This window comes from Natronosalvus caseinilyticus, assembly GCF_017357105.1.
GTDB classification, from domain to species: domain Archaea; phylum Halobacteriota; class Halobacteria; order Halobacteriales; family Natrialbaceae; genus Natronosalvus; species Natronosalvus caseinilyticus.
Genome location: NZ_CP071596.1, coordinates 71,383 through 86,290, shown reverse-complemented (window position 1 = coordinate 86,290; position 14,908 = coordinate 71,383). Strand labels below are relative to the sequence as shown.

General features: G+C 63.7%; 15 protein-coding genes. 7 read left to right on the top strand and 8 right to left on the bottom strand.

Going from position 1 to position 14,908, the window contains the following annotated elements; all coding sequences use genetic code 11:
- Positions 1-27: 27 nt before the first annotated feature.
- The 4 genes from J1N60_RS00450 to J1N60_RS00435 form a co-directional block, all read right to left on the bottom strand.
- Positions 28-1,038: an alkaline phosphatase family protein gene (locus J1N60_RS00450; RefSeq protein ID WP_312909771.1), complete on the bottom strand. Its 1,011-nt coding sequence runs from the start codon at positions 1,036-1,038 to the stop codon at positions 28-30.
- 936 nt (positions 1,039-1,974) lie between these two features.
- Positions 1,975-2,655, bottom strand: coding sequence for a dolichyl-phosphate hexose transferase (locus J1N60_RS00445; RefSeq protein ID WP_312912629.1), 681 nt, complete (start codon positions 2,653-2,655; stop codon positions 1,975-1,977).
- 241 nt (positions 2,656-2,896) lie between these two features.
- Positions 2,897-4,528 (bottom strand): GMC family oxidoreductase, encoded by a 1,632-nt coding sequence (locus tag J1N60_RS00440; RefSeq protein WP_312909769.1) that lies wholly within the window; start codon positions 4,526-4,528, stop codon positions 2,897-2,899.
- Positions 4,525-5,064 (bottom strand): gluconate 2-dehydrogenase subunit 3 family protein, encoded by a 540-nt coding sequence (locus J1N60_RS00435; protein WP_312909767.1) that lies wholly within the window; start codon positions 5,062-5,064, stop codon positions 4,525-4,527. Before J1N60_RS00435 ends, J1N60_RS00440 begins: the two co-directional genes overlap by 4 nt.
- Before the next feature lie 103 nt (positions 5,065-5,167).
- On the opposite strand from J1N60_RS00435, the gene J1N60_RS00430 reads away from it, so the two are divergent.
- Positions 5,168-6,790 carry an ABC transporter permease gene (locus tag J1N60_RS00430; RefSeq protein WP_312909765.1) on the top strand — a complete coding sequence of 541 codons (1,623 nt, stop codon included), beginning with the start codon at positions 5,168-5,170 and terminating at the stop codon, positions 6,788-6,790.
- Positions 6,791-6,818: 28 nt separating this feature from the next.
- On the opposite strand, the gene J1N60_RS00425 is transcribed toward J1N60_RS00430, so the two are convergent.
- Positions 6,819-7,685, bottom strand: coding sequence for an SOS response-associated peptidase (locus tag J1N60_RS00425; protein ID WP_312909764.1), 867 nt, complete (start codon positions 7,683-7,685; stop codon positions 6,819-6,821).
- A gap of 169 nt (positions 7,686-7,854) precedes the next feature.
- Here J1N60_RS00425 and J1N60_RS00420 point away from each other — a divergent pair, with 169 nt between their 5' ends.
- Positions 7,855-7,980 (top strand): hypothetical protein, encoded by a 126-nt coding sequence (locus J1N60_RS00420; RefSeq protein WP_312909762.1) that lies wholly within the window; start codon positions 7,855-7,857, stop codon positions 7,978-7,980.
- Positions 7,981-8,148: 168 nt separating this feature from the next.
- Here the strand turns inward: J1N60_RS00420 and J1N60_RS00415 are convergent, their stop codons facing one another.
- The 3 genes from J1N60_RS00415 to J1N60_RS00405 are packed head-to-tail and all read right to left on the bottom strand — an operon-like array spanning position 8,149 to position 9,876.
- A complete protein-coding gene (locus J1N60_RS00415; RefSeq protein WP_312909760.1) occupies positions 8,149-8,646 on the bottom strand; it encodes a DUF7500 family protein in 498 nt (165 codons plus the stop codon).
- Between the two features lie 22 nt (positions 8,647-8,668).
- A complete protein-coding gene (locus J1N60_RS00410; RefSeq protein WP_312909759.1) occupies positions 8,669-9,271 on the bottom strand; it encodes an archaellin/type IV pilin N-terminal domain-containing protein in 603 nt (200 codons plus the stop codon).
- Positions 9,271-9,876: an archaellin/type IV pilin N-terminal domain-containing protein gene (locus tag J1N60_RS00405; protein WP_312909757.1), complete on the bottom strand. Its 606-nt coding sequence runs from the start codon at positions 9,874-9,876 to the stop codon at positions 9,271-9,273. Before J1N60_RS00405 ends, J1N60_RS00410 begins: the two co-directional genes overlap by 1 nt.
- A 606-nt stretch (positions 9,877-10,482) precedes the next feature.
- Here J1N60_RS00405 and J1N60_RS00400 point away from each other — a divergent pair.
- The 5 genes from J1N60_RS00400 to J1N60_RS00380 are packed head-to-tail and all read left to right on the top strand — an operon-like array spanning position 10,483 to position 14,899.
- Positions 10,483-11,583 (top strand): FlaD/FlaE family flagellar protein, encoded by a 1,101-nt coding sequence (locus J1N60_RS00400; protein ID WP_312909755.1) that lies wholly within the window; start codon positions 10,483-10,485, stop codon positions 11,581-11,583.
- A 4-nt stretch (positions 11,584-11,587) separates the two neighbouring features.
- A complete protein-coding gene (gene arlF, locus J1N60_RS00395) occupies positions 11,588-12,019 on the top strand; it encodes an archaellum stator protein ArlF (protein ID WP_312909754.1) in 432 nt (143 codons plus the stop codon).
- 3 nt (positions 12,020-12,022) lie between these two features.
- The gene (arlG, locus tag J1N60_RS00390; protein ID WP_312909752.1) at positions 12,023-12,490 is read left to right on the top strand and encodes an archaellum stator protein ArlG; all 468 of its coding nucleotides are present in this window, start codon (positions 12,023-12,025) and stop codon (positions 12,488-12,490) included.
- Positions 12,487-13,218 carry an archaellum protein ArlH gene (gene arlH / locus J1N60_RS00385; protein WP_312909750.1) on the top strand — a complete coding sequence of 244 codons (732 nt, stop codon included), beginning with the start codon at positions 12,487-12,489 and terminating at the stop codon, positions 13,216-13,218. Before arlG ends, arlH begins: the two co-directional genes overlap by 4 nt.
- Before the next feature lies 1 nt (position 13,219).
- Positions 13,220-14,899 (top strand): type II/IV secretion system ATPase subunit, encoded by a 1,680-nt coding sequence (locus tag J1N60_RS00380; RefSeq protein ID WP_312909748.1) that lies wholly within the window; start codon positions 13,220-13,222, stop codon positions 14,897-14,899.
- Positions 14,900-14,908: the final 9 nt, after the last annotated feature.

The window sequence follows — 14,908 nt, the reverse complement described above, 5'->3', positions numbered from 1 at the left end:
GGAACAGTATCGGACAACAGTGATGCGTTAAAACTTCCCGTAGCCGAGCGCCTCCAGATGTTCCTCGACAGTTCCGTCGTCTTCCGTGGAATTCGCCGCTGGACTCGCAATATCGTCAGTCGCGACCGATTCGTAGTCGGTCGCAGTCGTCGTCGCCCACGGCACTCGTTTCACGTGTGGGTGCGGAAGGCCGGTTGGGTGTCCCTGGATTCCCCACTCGCCGAATGCCTCGCCGTGGTCGGCCGAGAGGACGACCTTTTCTGCGTCGAGGTTCTCGAGGAGCACGCCAACCGAATCGAGCGCGTGGCGAAGGTTGTTGAGATACATTCGCCACACCACTTCGTTCGGTACTGAACCTTGCTTGAGCGCTCCCCACGCACTCCGCTCGATGTCTGTCAGCTCTCTCCCACCGTCGGTTGCTGCATCGGCAATGTAGGGCGTGTGTGGCTGCGCGTAGTGGACGACGAGTCGGTCGGCGTCGGCTTCTCGTCCGGCCAAGATGGCTCGGTTCGTCGTCGCTTCCGGGGGAACCGTATCCAGCCGTTCGTCTCGACAGTCGCGCCACACCGGGTCGTATCTGAGAAAGTCGTGTTCCGTGACCGGGTCTGCACCCGGCCAGCAGAACGGGACGGCGATCCCGGGGAGGTATCGGTCGTTCATGAAGATATCCCGGTCGAAGCCGTTGGCCGACACGAGCGCGGTTTCCTGGACGTCCTCGAGATGGTCCTCATTGAACGTTTTGACCAGCCACTCCCGAGAACCACTTCCCACGGACACTATCGAGTCGATGCTCCTCGCGTCCAGAAAGTCGTATTCGGGAGCGAGGTACCGAAGCGCATCTACTCTGCACGCATCCAGAATAATGAGTGCGTCCCACCCGAGGTCGTACACGTTCGTCCCGATGGGACGTCGAGACGTCGCTGTGAACCACGGCCCAAGATATAGACAGTAGGCCGCCTCCATGACCGCTCGCTTCTTGTCCGACTGCCAGTTTCGCTTCGCTCGGTCGATCCAGGAGCGGATGCTGAGTTCCCTCATGCGGCGCGCCCATCCCCGTTGCCCGCCCAGTGATCGTTGCCGACCAGCTCCCCAGTGTTTTCCTGGTGTGCGACCAATTGGTTTCGGTCGTCCCGGTTCAGACCCCTGCATGCTTGTTGGCTACGGACGTTTGAACGCGGGATCCGTGTTCCTGTACGGCGGTGTACGCTGGTAGAAAGGCGTCGAATCGTCGTCGTGTGTTGTCGGTGTCGGTCCTCGAGGTGTCCCAACTGATCTCGATAATCGATCCATGGGTGTCTCGTCATGGCGTACGGGATTGTCGGTTGTAGAAGGAACTCCATTCCATACGTTACCCTGAAGTATGTCCCTTTATTTATCAATAATCTAAACGCAAGACTGCGGACACACTTATAAATGACTGCGAATTTGGTGGCTATTTCCTACTGAGCGTCGCCTCTACTGGCCTCATCGATTAGGCGAAATCTTTCAGTAGGCAAGAATTGCACGGAGACAATTGTTGAGAGAAACGAAATTATCTATATCCTGAATTCGAGTCGAATAAACATACGTCAGCAGACGGTTCGAATCGAACGAAGATCCAGCGGACGAGTCTCCGCTCTCCTCGGCGTTCAACGGTCGGTACCGTGCTGAATCGTATTTCGCTGGGATACTCGTATGCGGTCAACGGTGGCGATACGGTACTCTGCACTGTTTCGCTGGTTGAAAATGATAGAATGAGGCCGACTCTCGGTGGGCCGGAGTATCGAAATCCGCTCGCAGTTGATTGTTGGAGGCTCCTCGCGACACTCCTCTCCGAATGAACCACACCGGGTGGGAGCGTAGACGTAGTCGGGTGATCCCGTATCAATATCTTCGCCCACCACCGTTCCAGTGGCAGCGCTCACCAGCACGCTGTTTCTGAAGAGCGACGACGAATAGTGTCACAGTGTGGTACTCCGACGTAGTCGATGCTACCTACCGATCGTGCTGCCGCGGCTCGTGTGGCAACTCCCGCAGTCGTTCCTCGAGCGCGACCTTGCCGATCGATCGCGCGATCTCGTAGCCGCCCTGGATGGGATCCAGTTTAGTCTCACCCGCGCGCTCGGCGTAGGCGATGGGGTGTTCGACCACGTCGTAGCCCCGCATCAGGGGACGGATCAGGAGTTCGGCCGAGAGGCCGGTGTTCTCGGACCACTCGATGTCCTCGATGACCTCGCGGCGGTAGGCCCGCATGCCCGTGGTGGTGTCGTGGACGCGCGTGCCCATCAGGACGCTGGCGAGGGCTGCGAAGGCGTGGTTGCCGAGGCGGTTGAGCGCCGGCATCGCCTCGGCGCCGTGGTAGAGGCGGTCGCCGCTGACGACGTCGTGGCCGCGGTTGATCAACTCGAGGAACGCCGGTAACTGCTCCATCGGGTAGGTGTCGTCGCAGTCGGTGGTGACGATCACCGGGCGCTCGGGCGCCGTGATGGCTTCGTGGACGGCGACGCCGTAGCCCTGTGGCTCCTGCTCGATCACCGTCGCGCCGTGTTCGCGTGCGATGTCTGGCGTGCGGTCCGAGGACCCGTCGACGCAGACGACCTCGGCGCGGCCGTCGGTCACGCGCTCGATGTCAGCGAGAACGGTCCCGATCGCTTGCTCCTCGTTGTACGTCCCCATCACGACAGCGACGTCGTCGAAGGTGTACTCGTCAGTGTCGCTCCCGTCGGTGGACTCACGCGGCGTTTCGTTGCTGGAGCCCGTAACGGCGCCAGGATTGACCGATTCCACGTGTCGATTCGAGGTCTCGGCGCTGGCCTCGAGTTCGTCGCCGTCTGCAGGCGTCTCTACGCTCATTACCGGTACTTTCTCCGACCAGTACTTAAGTTTTAGGTTTACCTAAAACATCGCTGCCCGAGTACTAGAGGGCGTCCTCGATCGCTTCGGCCGCACGCAGGGCCAGCGCGGCGATGGTCAACGTCGGATTCATCGCGCCGCCGGTGGGGAAGACCGAACTCGAGACGAGCCAGCAGTTCTCGAGGTCGTGCGTCTGGAGGTCGGAATCGACGACGCTCGCGGACGGATCGTCACCCATCCGGGTCGTCCCCATGTGGTGGTAGGCGGGTCCGGTGTTCTCCGGCCCGACCTGCCAGGTGATCTCGGCGCCCAGTTCCTCGAGGATCGATCGCTGGATCTCGTTGACCCGCTCGATGGTTCGCAGCGCCCGCTCGCCGACGTTCCAGTGGACATCCGGGATCGGAACGCCGTTGTCGTCCGTGCGTTCGGGGTCGAGACCGACGTAACTGTCCTCACGGGGGAGTTGCTCGACGAGTGCGCCGAGGCCAATGTGGGCGCCGTACTCCGCCCGAAGGCGCTCGAGGAGGGCGTCGCCCCAGTCGTCGCCGGTGAGCGCCAGTTCCACCGGTGAGGGACCGGCGTAGTTGAAGAATTCGAGTTTGAACGGGGCGACCTCCTCGTCGGCCTCGTCGTAGAACTGGTGGCACTCGCTGGTGAGGAAGCCGACGTGATTCTGTCGGGTCGGCTCCTCGAGGACGCCACCCATCCCGGCGAAGAGGTGGTCCATGAAGTATCGCCCGACGAGGCCACTCGAGTTGGCGAGGCCGTCGGGATAGTGGTCGGATTCCGAAACCAGTAGCAAACGTGGCGTCTCGACGCCCCCGCAGGCGACGACGAAGGCATCGGCTTCCTGGCGATTGGTGTCGCCGTCCGGCGTCGCGTAGACCGCTGCCTCGACCACGTTCGGGCCGTGCTCGAGTCGTGTGACCGGAACTCGGTCGAGCACCGTCGCCCCCGCGGCTTCCGCGCGCTCGACGTGAACCGTGGCGTCGTACTTCGCGCCGGAGGGGCAGACGGGCTGGCAGGTGCCGTAGCCGACGCAGCCGCCGCGGCCGTCGTAGGCCTCCGAATTCCGAGCGTTCGGGACCGGGTGCATCGCGATCTCAAGGGCGTCGCAGGCGGGGGCGAACAGGCTATCGCTGTAGGAGGGTGGAAACGCCGGCATCGGGTGGGGTTCCTCCCGGGGCGGCCCGAAGGGATTGTCGGCGCCCGAGACGCCCAGTTCTCGCTCGGCGTCGGCGTAGTACGGCCGGAGGTCGGCGTAGTCGATCGGCCAGTCGACGCCAGCCCCGCGGACGCTCGCCGACTCGAAGTCGTCCTCGTGGAGGCGCATGACCATCCCCTGCCAGTGGAGCGTCGAGCCGCCGACACCCTTGACGCGGGCGTGATTCAGGGGATAGAACCACTCCCCCGAGGCGGCGTGAGCGTCGCGTTCGGGGTCGCCCTCCCAGACGTCCGGCCGGTCGTAGGCGGGTCGGATCGCGCGCTCCTGTCTGGCCAGTCGATCGGCCGGATCGAATCGAGGCCCGGCCTCGAGGATCACAACCTCGTGACCCGCTTCCGCGAGTCGCGTCGCGACGATACTGCCGGCGGGACCAGCGCCGATCACGCACACGTCTGCTTCCGTCACCGGGGTCCGGTCGCCGGATCCGACCGACTCGTTCGTCGCCTCTGCGGGTGGCCGACTCCAGCTCACGAGTCTGGCCCCCGCTGATAGGTGTCGATTCCGCCCGCGTGCCCCTGAGGATTCTCGAGGCCGACCAGTTCGCCGCCGGTCGGCGACGCGTACAGCGCGAGCAGAAGCTCGTTGACGACGTAGTACCGAACTCGCTCGGCGGTCGTGCCCTCCGGCGCTTCTGAGGCGGCGTCCGCCCCGAGTTCGCGGAGGAATCGGTCACGGTCCGCGACCGACAGCGCGACGAATCGAGCGTCGTGCCACGACTCGGACAACTCCTCGAGTTTCGCGACGGTCTCGTCCATCGCTACCGCGTGGTCGGGGTCGGCCAGTCGTCCCTCCAGGAAGGTCTCGACGAACGGTTCGACGCCGTCGATTGCTGAGGGGTAGAGAACGTCGGCGGCAGCGACCAGCGTCGCTCGGATGCGCTCCTCGTCGACAGCGTTCGCGTCCGTCGCCCCTTCCCTCGAGCGGCCGTACCGGAAGGTCGCGGCGGCTCCCCCACCGACGCCTAGCGCCGCGAGGGCGGCCACGGCGTCCCGTCGCGTCAGGTCCATCACCGCGAGTTAGGCACACCTAAAACTTATACCCGTTGAAACCGGAGTGGCCAGCAAACGACACCGGCAAATACGCCGGGACTCGAGAGTCGCGTACCTGCAGATGTCACGCCCGTCGATCGTCCGCCGAATTTCTGCCGACGAGGAGCTCCCGCTGGGGTTGACGGCCCTCGTCGCGGCGATCGCGGCGACCCTGCTGTTTCCGCTCTCGTGGCTCCTGGTCGAAGCCACCAGGATCGACGGGGGTCGCGCCTGGAGCCTGCTCGTTCGACCCAAGACGGTCGAAATCGTCGGGAACAGCCTCCTGTTGATGGTCGGCGTCACCGTCTGCTCGGTGCTCGTCGGCGTCCCGCTGGCGTGGCTCACCGTCCAGACGGACCTCCCCCTTCGGCGCTTCTGGGCCGTCGCCGTCGCCCTGCCGCTGGTCGTCCCCAGTTACATCGGCGCCTTCGCATTCGTCTCGGCCTTCGGCCCTCGCGGCGAGTTCCAGTCGATCCTCGAGCCCCTCGGCATCGAACGGCTACCCGAGATCTACGGCCTCTGGGGATCGATTCTCGTCATCACGCTCTACACGTACCCCTACGTCTACCTCACCACCCGCGCGGCGTTGCTCTCGTTCGACACGCGACTGCTGGACGCCGCCCGGACGCTCAACCACGATACCTGGGGTGCCTTCCGCCGGGTGACGCTCCCACAGATCCGACCCGCCGTGATCGCGGGTGCCCTGCTCGCCGCGCTGTACGCCGTCTCGGACTTCGGGACGCCCGCGATCATGCAACTGCCCGTCTTCACGCGCCAGATCTACGTCGAGTTCCAGCAGTGGAACCGGGAGTACGCGGCCTTCCTCTCGCTCCAGTTGCTCGCCATCGTCCTCGTCGTCCTCGCCCTCGAGTGGAAGGTTCGCTCGAACCGGACGGTCCACGGGGACGGCGGCGGTCGTTCGAGAACTGTCGTCGAACTCGGCCGCTGGCGCTGGCCGGCGACGCTCCTGCCCGTCGGCGTCACGGCCGTCTCCCTGCTCGTTCCGCTGTGGATCCTGGGGCTGTGGCTCGTGACCGCCGACCCCTACGCCCGTCCCGAACTGGCCTTCGAGTTCGAGTACGCGTACAACTCGCTTCTCGTCTCGGGGGGCGCCGCGCTCGTCGCCGTCGCGGCCGCGATTCCGGTCGCCTACCTGGCGGCCAGGTCCAACGCCACGCTTTCTTCGGTGCTCGAGCGGGCGACGTATGTCGGGTTCGCCGTCCCCGGCGTCGTTCTCGGCCTCGCGCTCGTCTCCGTCGGGACGGACTACGAGGCGCTCGACCTGCCGTACGCCCCGGTACTGTACCAGACGCTCCCGCTCTTGATCTTCGCCTACGTGATCCGGTTCCTGCCTCAGGCCGTCGGCTCGATTCGATCGACGACCCTGCAGGTCGATCCGACCCTCGTCGAGGCCGCTCGGACGCTCGGTGATACGCCCCTGAAGTCGTTCCGCCGGGTGACGCTCCCGCTCATCGCCCCGGGGATCACCGCGGGGGCCGCGCTCGTCTTCCTGACCACGATGAAGGAACTGCCCGCGACCCTCTTCTTGCGCCCGACCGGCTTCGACACCCTCGTGACCGTCATCTGGCGGGCCCAGGAGGCCGCCTACTTCCAGTACGCCGCCATTCCCGCGCTCATGCTGATCGTCGTCTCGGGGCTCTCGATGGTCGTGCTCCTCACGCAGGGGGGTCGCGAGGGGCTCTAGACGGCTCGAGTTTTCGCCTCGGCCAAACTCAAACCCCCTCGAGCGGTTCCACCAGCGACGGCTCGTCTACTGACGGACTGTTGACCGCCGTCGACACCGGATAGGCCCGCATCTCCTCGACTGGGTAGGGCTCGAGCAACTCTCGAGGGTCGTCAGCGGTCAGCCACTCGCGTTCGCGATCCGGCTCGAGGATCACCGCCATGCGGTCGTGGAGGTCGGCGACGAGGTCGTTCGGACGAGTCGTGAGCACGGTGAACGTCTCGACGGGACCGGGTTCGCGTTCGGCGGCACTTTCGCCTTCCCCTTCGCTCGAGCCACCGCCGAAAGCCTCGAGTCCCGCCTGGGTGGTCTCCGGCTCGGGCTCCCAGCGTTCCCAGAGGCCGGCCATCGCGAACGGGCGGTCGTCCGCGAGCGCGACGCGGTAGGGTTGCTTGCCCCCGTTTTCGGTTGCGGTCCACTCGTAGAAGCCGTCGGCCGGGACCAGACACCGACCTCGCGAGACGGGCGTCCGGTCCCGATCTCCTGCACCGGATTCACTCCGTTCAGACGGTTCATTCGCGCCCTGAACGTCCGCAGATCGCTCGCTTTGCATCTCGTAGGCCGGGCGAAAACTCGGCTTCTCGGCGACGGTTTCCGCCCTGGCGTTGATTAGCGCGGTCGATCCGCTCGAGCGATTCGACGACCCGCTCGAGCCGCCTGAATCCGCGCCCCACGCCGGGCGTAGCCCCCACTCGAGGTGCTGGAACGTGGTGGGTTCGTCGTTCGTGATCACCGGGAGGCGCTGCCCCGGCGCGGCGTTGTACCGCGGCGTGAACGTTTCGTCGGCCGGGAACCTGGCGTCGAACCGGTCCTCGAGGTCGCCCTGCTCGAGAAAGAGGGTGTAACGGCCACACATACGTGACTCGAGGCGGACGGAAAACATACCGGTATCGCCTGCGAGCCGAGACGGTCCCACTCGTTCCGTCCGGTATGCGGGTCCTAACGTCTGATTAAGAACTGGCTGCAATGCGATGGGCCGGTTTAACTCGTTCGTACTCATGACCCTCGCTCCCGTTGTCACGAGTATGTCCGCCGAGTACACGGACGCCTACGAAGCGTCGTTCACCGACGACGGCTGGTTCGAGATTCGCGAGTACGATCAGCCCGAGCGCTGGATCACGACGGATTCGCCGGTCGAGTGCGAGCGGTGATCGTCGGCGCCTCCTCGAAATCGACGTTCGGTTCCCGGACGTGGGTCCGACTCGAGTCTATACTGGGCGACTCGAGTTCACCCAAATAATTCGAGCGAGAGTCCGACCCACACCGCGGAGAGCCGTCGCTCGAGGGGGTAACAGCGTGAGTGAAAACCGGCGGCCTGCCTAGGCCTCGAGATCCGTGGTCGCCAGCAGCACCTGCAACGCGTCGGTCGGCGACATGTCGTCGTCGAGCTGCCCGGCGTACCAGGTCAGGAGGTCGGCGAACACCTCACGAACGTCGTGAGACGTCGCGCGGTGGTGTGCGATTTCGCCGTCGGTCTTCAAGGTGATCTCGACCCCGTGGGGTTCGGACGCGGCCGCGAGCCACTCGTCGGGCTCGTTCACGTCCGAACCGTTGGAACCGGTTCCGAACTCGAGTCCGCCATCGGACTCGAGACCGATATCGACAGGCTGGCGTGTGCGTTCACCAGCTGCCTCGGTCTCGAGGTCGGTGCCATCATAGGGTGACGGCAAGGTAGGCTCAAGGTCGGAACTCGAATTCGACTCCGACCGCACGACGTACCGATTCTCACCCAACTGCTCGACGGTCTCGCTGTCGGGCGTGACCTCGAGGTCGTCGGGGGTGAGGATCGCGTTATCGTGTGTCGGGTTAGGGGTCATGGATTTTGTTTTAGGGAGTTCTTCAGACGTTGGCGACAGTCTGGTCGTCGCTGACCGTCTGTGGCATCGTCACGCCGTAGCTGTACTTTGCACCGGACTGGTCGACGAGTTCAACTGTAGCACTGTCTCCCGGTTGGAGAGCGGCCATCGGATTCTCATCTAGCCCGAAGTCAATGTTCACATTAATCCGATCTGACGAATCAGTCAGCGAACTCATATCATCGCCCGCACCAGTTGCATCGGTTGTAGTGAAGTACGGGCCAGTATTATCTGTATCTACGTGAGCAAGGGTATGCGATCCACTTTCACTCGTATACTGAACCGTCAATGACTCCATATCAATCACGTCAGACCCAGCGGACTTTTTGACAATCAAGTTGAGGTTGTCGAATCCATCCACGGTCTCAGTAGTGTTCTCGGCGTATGCATGAACGACTTCTACCTGGTTCGCTACTGCTTGCTGCGTTTCTGTACCAGTGTCGGATGCTTGACTCTGGAGCGAACCGGCCGTGTTGATCAGCACACCTGCCGCGATCGCCGCGACAAGGACCATTGCAATGAACACGATGAGGGTACCGATACCCACCTGACCGCGTTCATCAGTGTCTGTGATTTGCTCGAACATTAGACGTTCACCACTTGTGCACTATCGCTGAAGGTTGCTGGGACGGTGATTCCGTAGCTAAACTTTGCACCGGACTGGTCAACGAGTTCGACCGTCGCGCTGCTACCGGGGGCAAGACCGTCGCTCTCGGTCCCTTCAATTGCGCTCACAGCAAGAGAGACCTCAACTCGATCACTGGTTTCGGTCAGCGATTCACCCTCAGTGGCGGTGCCGGCTAGTCCCTCTGTCACAAATGCCGTGTCCGATGCAGTATCGCCAGTGACATATTCTAGCGTCTCTGAGGTAGTTGTACTGGTATACTGTACAGTTAGCGAGGTCATGTCTATCACGTCGGAACCTGCTGATTTCTTCACAACGAGGTTAACGTCTGAGACATGGTCCGTATTTTGGTCAATCACACCGTAGGCATGAACGACCTCGATCTGGTTCGCCACCGCCTGCTGGGTTTCGGTTCCGGTATCAGACGCCTGGCTCTGGAGTGAGCCAGCCGTGTTAATCAGTACACCTGCCGCGATCGCCGCGACAAGGACCATTGCAATGAACACGATGAGGGTACCGATACCCACCTGACCGCGTTCGTCGTTTTCTGTTATTGTTTCGAACATGTATGCGTACACCCTGTGTGCCCTCTCGAGCCGCCGATCGCAATAGCAGTCAACCCACCATTGTCCCTCGAGGCACCCTGTCGGTCCCTCGAGCCTGTCTCCGCCGACTCGACGGGCACAGCCCGTCGCTTCCTGGGGGGACGTAGCGACGGGGTCGTGTGGACGCGAACGGACGCGTCTGAACCCCGTCGAAAGTCGGCGTGCGGCGATATCGTTGGCATCACAGATTCTGGGGATGTACCCCGTTCGACTCATAGCCTAGTTGGGTAATCAACCTCTGCAGAATATCGAGCGGCGTATCGAACGCCGACTCACGACTCGATACGCGGGCCGAATCGGGGGGCGAACTCGAGCGTACTACTATACCGCTACTGTGACTACTGAGTGATGAATGACTGTAACTGCGCGACGTGACGATGGGCTCGCTGCCGGCTCGCGTCACCGCCTCTCTGGTGCCTTCGGCCGTCGTCAGGGTTTTGGCCGCAGTCCCGTTTCCGCTTTCGGTTCCGTCTCGGATTCTGTTTCGACTTTCTCTTTCCATCACGCTCTCCCCCTCAAACCCACTCTCACCCACCACACCCGACGCCCCACACGCGCGGTGATCCGATGAATCTCGGCCTCGAGAACCTCCGCGAGCTGCTCGAGAACTTCCTCGGGAACTCCGGGGGCCGACGAGGGCGGGATCGGGAGGCGGAGCGGCAGGCGAATGCGGAGGCCGAAGCCGGGGCCGCCGACACCGACGCCGCACACGACGGCGACGAACCCGGACCCGACGAAGCCGCGACCGGCCAGTCCGAGGCCACGACCTTCGAACGCGAGCCGCGGCCCGACCCCGACGAACTCGACGAGGACGAGGTCGTCGACGACCTCTACCACCGCATCGAGAACCTCGAGGATGACCTCGAGCAGAAGGGCTCCCAGTTAGGATCGATCCAGGACTCCACCCAGCACGTCTCGAGCCAGGTCGAGGACGTCAACGACACGATCCGCCAGCTGCTGGGAATCTACGACCGGCTGACTGACGACGTGAACCCCTTCACGGGGAGCGGCGAGGAGCGCCACGGATTCGGTGTCTTCGACGACGAGGACGAACCCGAGGGCTTTGGACTCGGGCAACCGGCGACGGAGGCGACCGAGGCGAGTCGCGACCGTGACGGCCTCGAGATGGGTACCGACCCAGACGCGGAATCCGTCTCTTTCGACGACCTGAAGGGAATGATCGAGGACGCAGCGGCCGACGCGAGTTCCGACGAATCGGGACAGACCATCACGTTCGACGAGGACGACGTCGACGACACGCACGTTGAGGTGCAGGCGACCGACAGCGTCGACGGTGCGGATGGAGAGGCAGCCGAAGACGGAGAGGAGGAAGATGACCCCGACGCGAACGGCGTCACCCTCGAGCGACTCTCGAACACGTACGCGAGCGACATCATCGTCTTCGAGTGGCTCACTGCCCTCGTACGGACCGGCGGCCCGGCCGCCACGCTCCGGGCCATCTCGTACTACCGCGAGATCGGCTGGATCAGCGAGGACGTCAAGGACCACCTCGAGAGCGTCCTCAGCGGGCCGGACCTCGACATGCACGTCGATCCGGAGACGACGCCCGACGAACTCACCGCCGAGGACCACGCCGATAGCTACACGTACATCATGAAACTCCAGGAAATCCACGAGACCAAGCGGGAAGTAACCCCCCAGAGGTGACAGGATGGGATTCAGCACCAGCGGGGCCGTAGCGATCATCTTCATCGGGCTGCTCGTCGCCGTCGGCATCGTCTACCCGACCGTCGAGACCGCCCACGAGCGACGAGCAGACGCCATCGATGAACGGGACGAGCGCGCGCTCGACCTGCGGAACTCGGATATCGCGCTCGAGGCGACCTACGACGACGCGAGCGACGAACTCAGCGTGAACGTAACGAACACGGGGACGACGACGCTCTCGGTGACCGAGACGACGCTGCTGGTCGACGGCGTCGTCCGGACGGACGCCGCAACCAGCGTCGAGGGCGACGCGACCCGAGAGCGCGTCCACAGCGGCGAGGTACTCCGGTTCACCCTCGTGGACGTTACCAACTACCCCAACCGGGTCAAGGTCGTCACCGAACACGGCCTCGCCCGGATCCTCATGGAGGTGTGACTGATGGCCAGTGAATCCGTCTCGACCCTGATCCTGTTCATCGCCGCGATGCTCGTTGCGGCGGGAATCGCGGGCACGCTCGTGGCGAACGTCAACGAACTCAGCAACTCGATCGACACCAAGAGCAGCAGCGTCAAGCAGGAGATCGACACCGATATCGAGATCATCAGCGACGCCGGGAGCGACGCCGTCTACAACGACACCGCGGGCGAAGAACGGATCACGCTCCTCGTCAAGAACACGGGCGAGCGAACGCTCCCCACCGACGGGGCGAACCTGGATGTCCTCGTCGACGGAACCTACGTCCAGAGCGACGGTCTCGAGGTGTCGGTGCTCACGGACGGCCCGACCTGGCGACGCGGCGAGGTCGTCGAACTCGTCGTCGCCGTCGAAAGCGGGCTCGAGCCCGGCGACCACCGCGTCGTCGTCGACGTCGGCGGTGACAGGGAGGTGTTCGAATTTTACGTATGACCGACCACTACTCGCTCGGATTGACGGAGACGGATCGCGTGGACAACGCCCTCGGTGGCGGCCTGCCGGAGGGGAGCGTCGTGCTCATCGAGGGCGAAGACGGCGCGGGCAAGAGCGCCCTCTCCCAGCGCTTTTCCTACGGGATGGCCGAGGAAGGGTCCTACGTCACCTACGTCTCGACGGAACTCGAGTCCTGGGAGTTCGTCCAGCAGATGCACTCGCTGTCTTACGACGTCGTCGATCACTTGCTCGGCGAACAGATGCTGTTTTTGCACGCGAACGTCGACACCCACACCCACTCGCGAGGGAAGAAACGCCAGTTGCTGGCGCGACTGGCCGACGCCGAGACGCTCTGGCGAGCGGACGTGGTCTACGTTGACACCCTTTCGGCGCTGTTGCGAAACGACCCGAACTTCGAGGCGGCCGATCCGGCTGACACTGACCACGTCCTCCAGCGACTGGTCACGTTCCTCCGGCAGGTCACGCTCCAGGACAAGACGGTCGTGCTGACGGTCGACCCGACGAGCGTCGACGACGACGCGCTCCGCCCGCTTCGGAACGTCGCGGACGTCTACTTCGACATCGAGACGTCAGCGGTCGGCCAGGAGATTCGCCGCCAGATCAGGGTGCGTCGCTTCCAGAACATGAAGAGCCCAGTAGACGACTCCATCGGGTTCAACGTCCAGCAGGGCCGGGGCGTCTCGATCGTCAGCCGGACGGTGGCCTGAGATGGCGGACTTCGGCACCGCGCGGCTCTCGAACGAACTCGAGGCGCTGGCGAATGAGTACCCTCACCTCCGCGAGCACCTCGAGTGGTTCCACGAGGAGTACGGCGAGTACCCGACGCTCATCGAGGAGCCGTCTGGCGAGTGGGAGTCACACCGTCCGAACGTGATCTACGAGGCGGAGGCGCCCATCTTCTGTCACGTCTACGGCGACGTGGGCATCGACAAGACGTACTACTGCGTTGAGCCGATCCTGGACGACGCCGACAAGGCGCTGTACAACCAGATCAGACAGCGGATCCTCGACAAGAGCGTCACCCGGCCCGCCCCGAGCGACAACGAGGAGTTCGAGGGCCACCTCGACGAACTGCTGGGTGAGGTTGCGGAGGTAACCTCGGGAATCACGGGCCAGTCGATCGGTCGACTGCGCGCGTTCGGCGGCGGAAAGATCAGTCTCACCCGGACGCAGTACGACAAGATCCGCTACCAACTCCAGCGTGACATCGTGGGCCTCGGCCCCCTGGAACCGGTGATGGTCGACACGGCCAACGAGGACATCCACGTCATCGGCCCCCACCAGTGTTACATCGATCACGGCACCTACGGGATGGTCGAGGCGACGGTCGACTTCGGCTCCTCGGAGGAGTTCGAGCAGTGGCTCCGGAACATGGGTGAGCGGATGAACCACCCCATCTCGGACTCGGACCCGGTGATCGACGCCACCCTGCCCGACGGCTCGCGTATCAACATCATCTACTCCGACGACGTCTCCGTCCAGGGGCCGTCGCTGACGATTCGTCAGGGCGAGGAGATTCCCCTCACCATCCTCCAGATCACGAAGTGGGGGACGCTCAGCCCCGAACTCGCGGCTTACCTCTGGCTCTGTCTGGAGAACGAACAGACGGTGTTCGTCGTCGGCGAGACGGCCTCCGGGAAGACGACGACGCTCAACGCGATGCTCTCGTTCATCCCGCGAGACGCCAAGATCTACACCGCGGAGGACACCGCCGAGGTCGTGCCGCCTCACAGCACCTGGCAGCAGCTCCTGACTCGAGAAGGCTCGAGCGACGGCAACGCGGACGTCGACATGTTCGACCTGGTCGCCGCCGCCCTGCGTTCCCGCCCCGACTACATCATCGTCGGTGAGGTTCGTGGTGCGGAAGGGCAGATGGCGTTTCAGGCCGCCCAGACCGGCCACCCGGTCATCCTGACGTTCCACGCGAGCGACATCGTCTCGATGATCCAGCGTTTCACCGGGAACCCGATCAATGTCCCGGAGACGTTCATGGACAACTGCGACGTCGCGCTGTTCCAGAACCGGGTGAAACAGGGCGACGACATCCTCCGACGGGTCACCTCGGTCCAGGAAATCGAGGGCTACTCCGACTACGAGGGCGGCGTCGTCACCCGCGAGGCCTTCAGCTGGGACCCCAGGGACGACGACGTGACGTTCACTGGGCGGAACAACTCCTACGTTCTCGAAGAACAGATCGCGACCCTGCTCGGCTACCAGGACACCCGCGACATCTACAACGAACTCGACCGTCGCGCGGAGATCATCCGCCAGCTCATCGACGCCGACGTGCTGGGCTACAACGAGGTCAACAAGGCCATCACGGACTTCCAGCGGGACGGCATCCAGGGGCTCCCGATCCAGGTTCGCGGCCTCGAGCAGTTCGCGTAACGATCATCG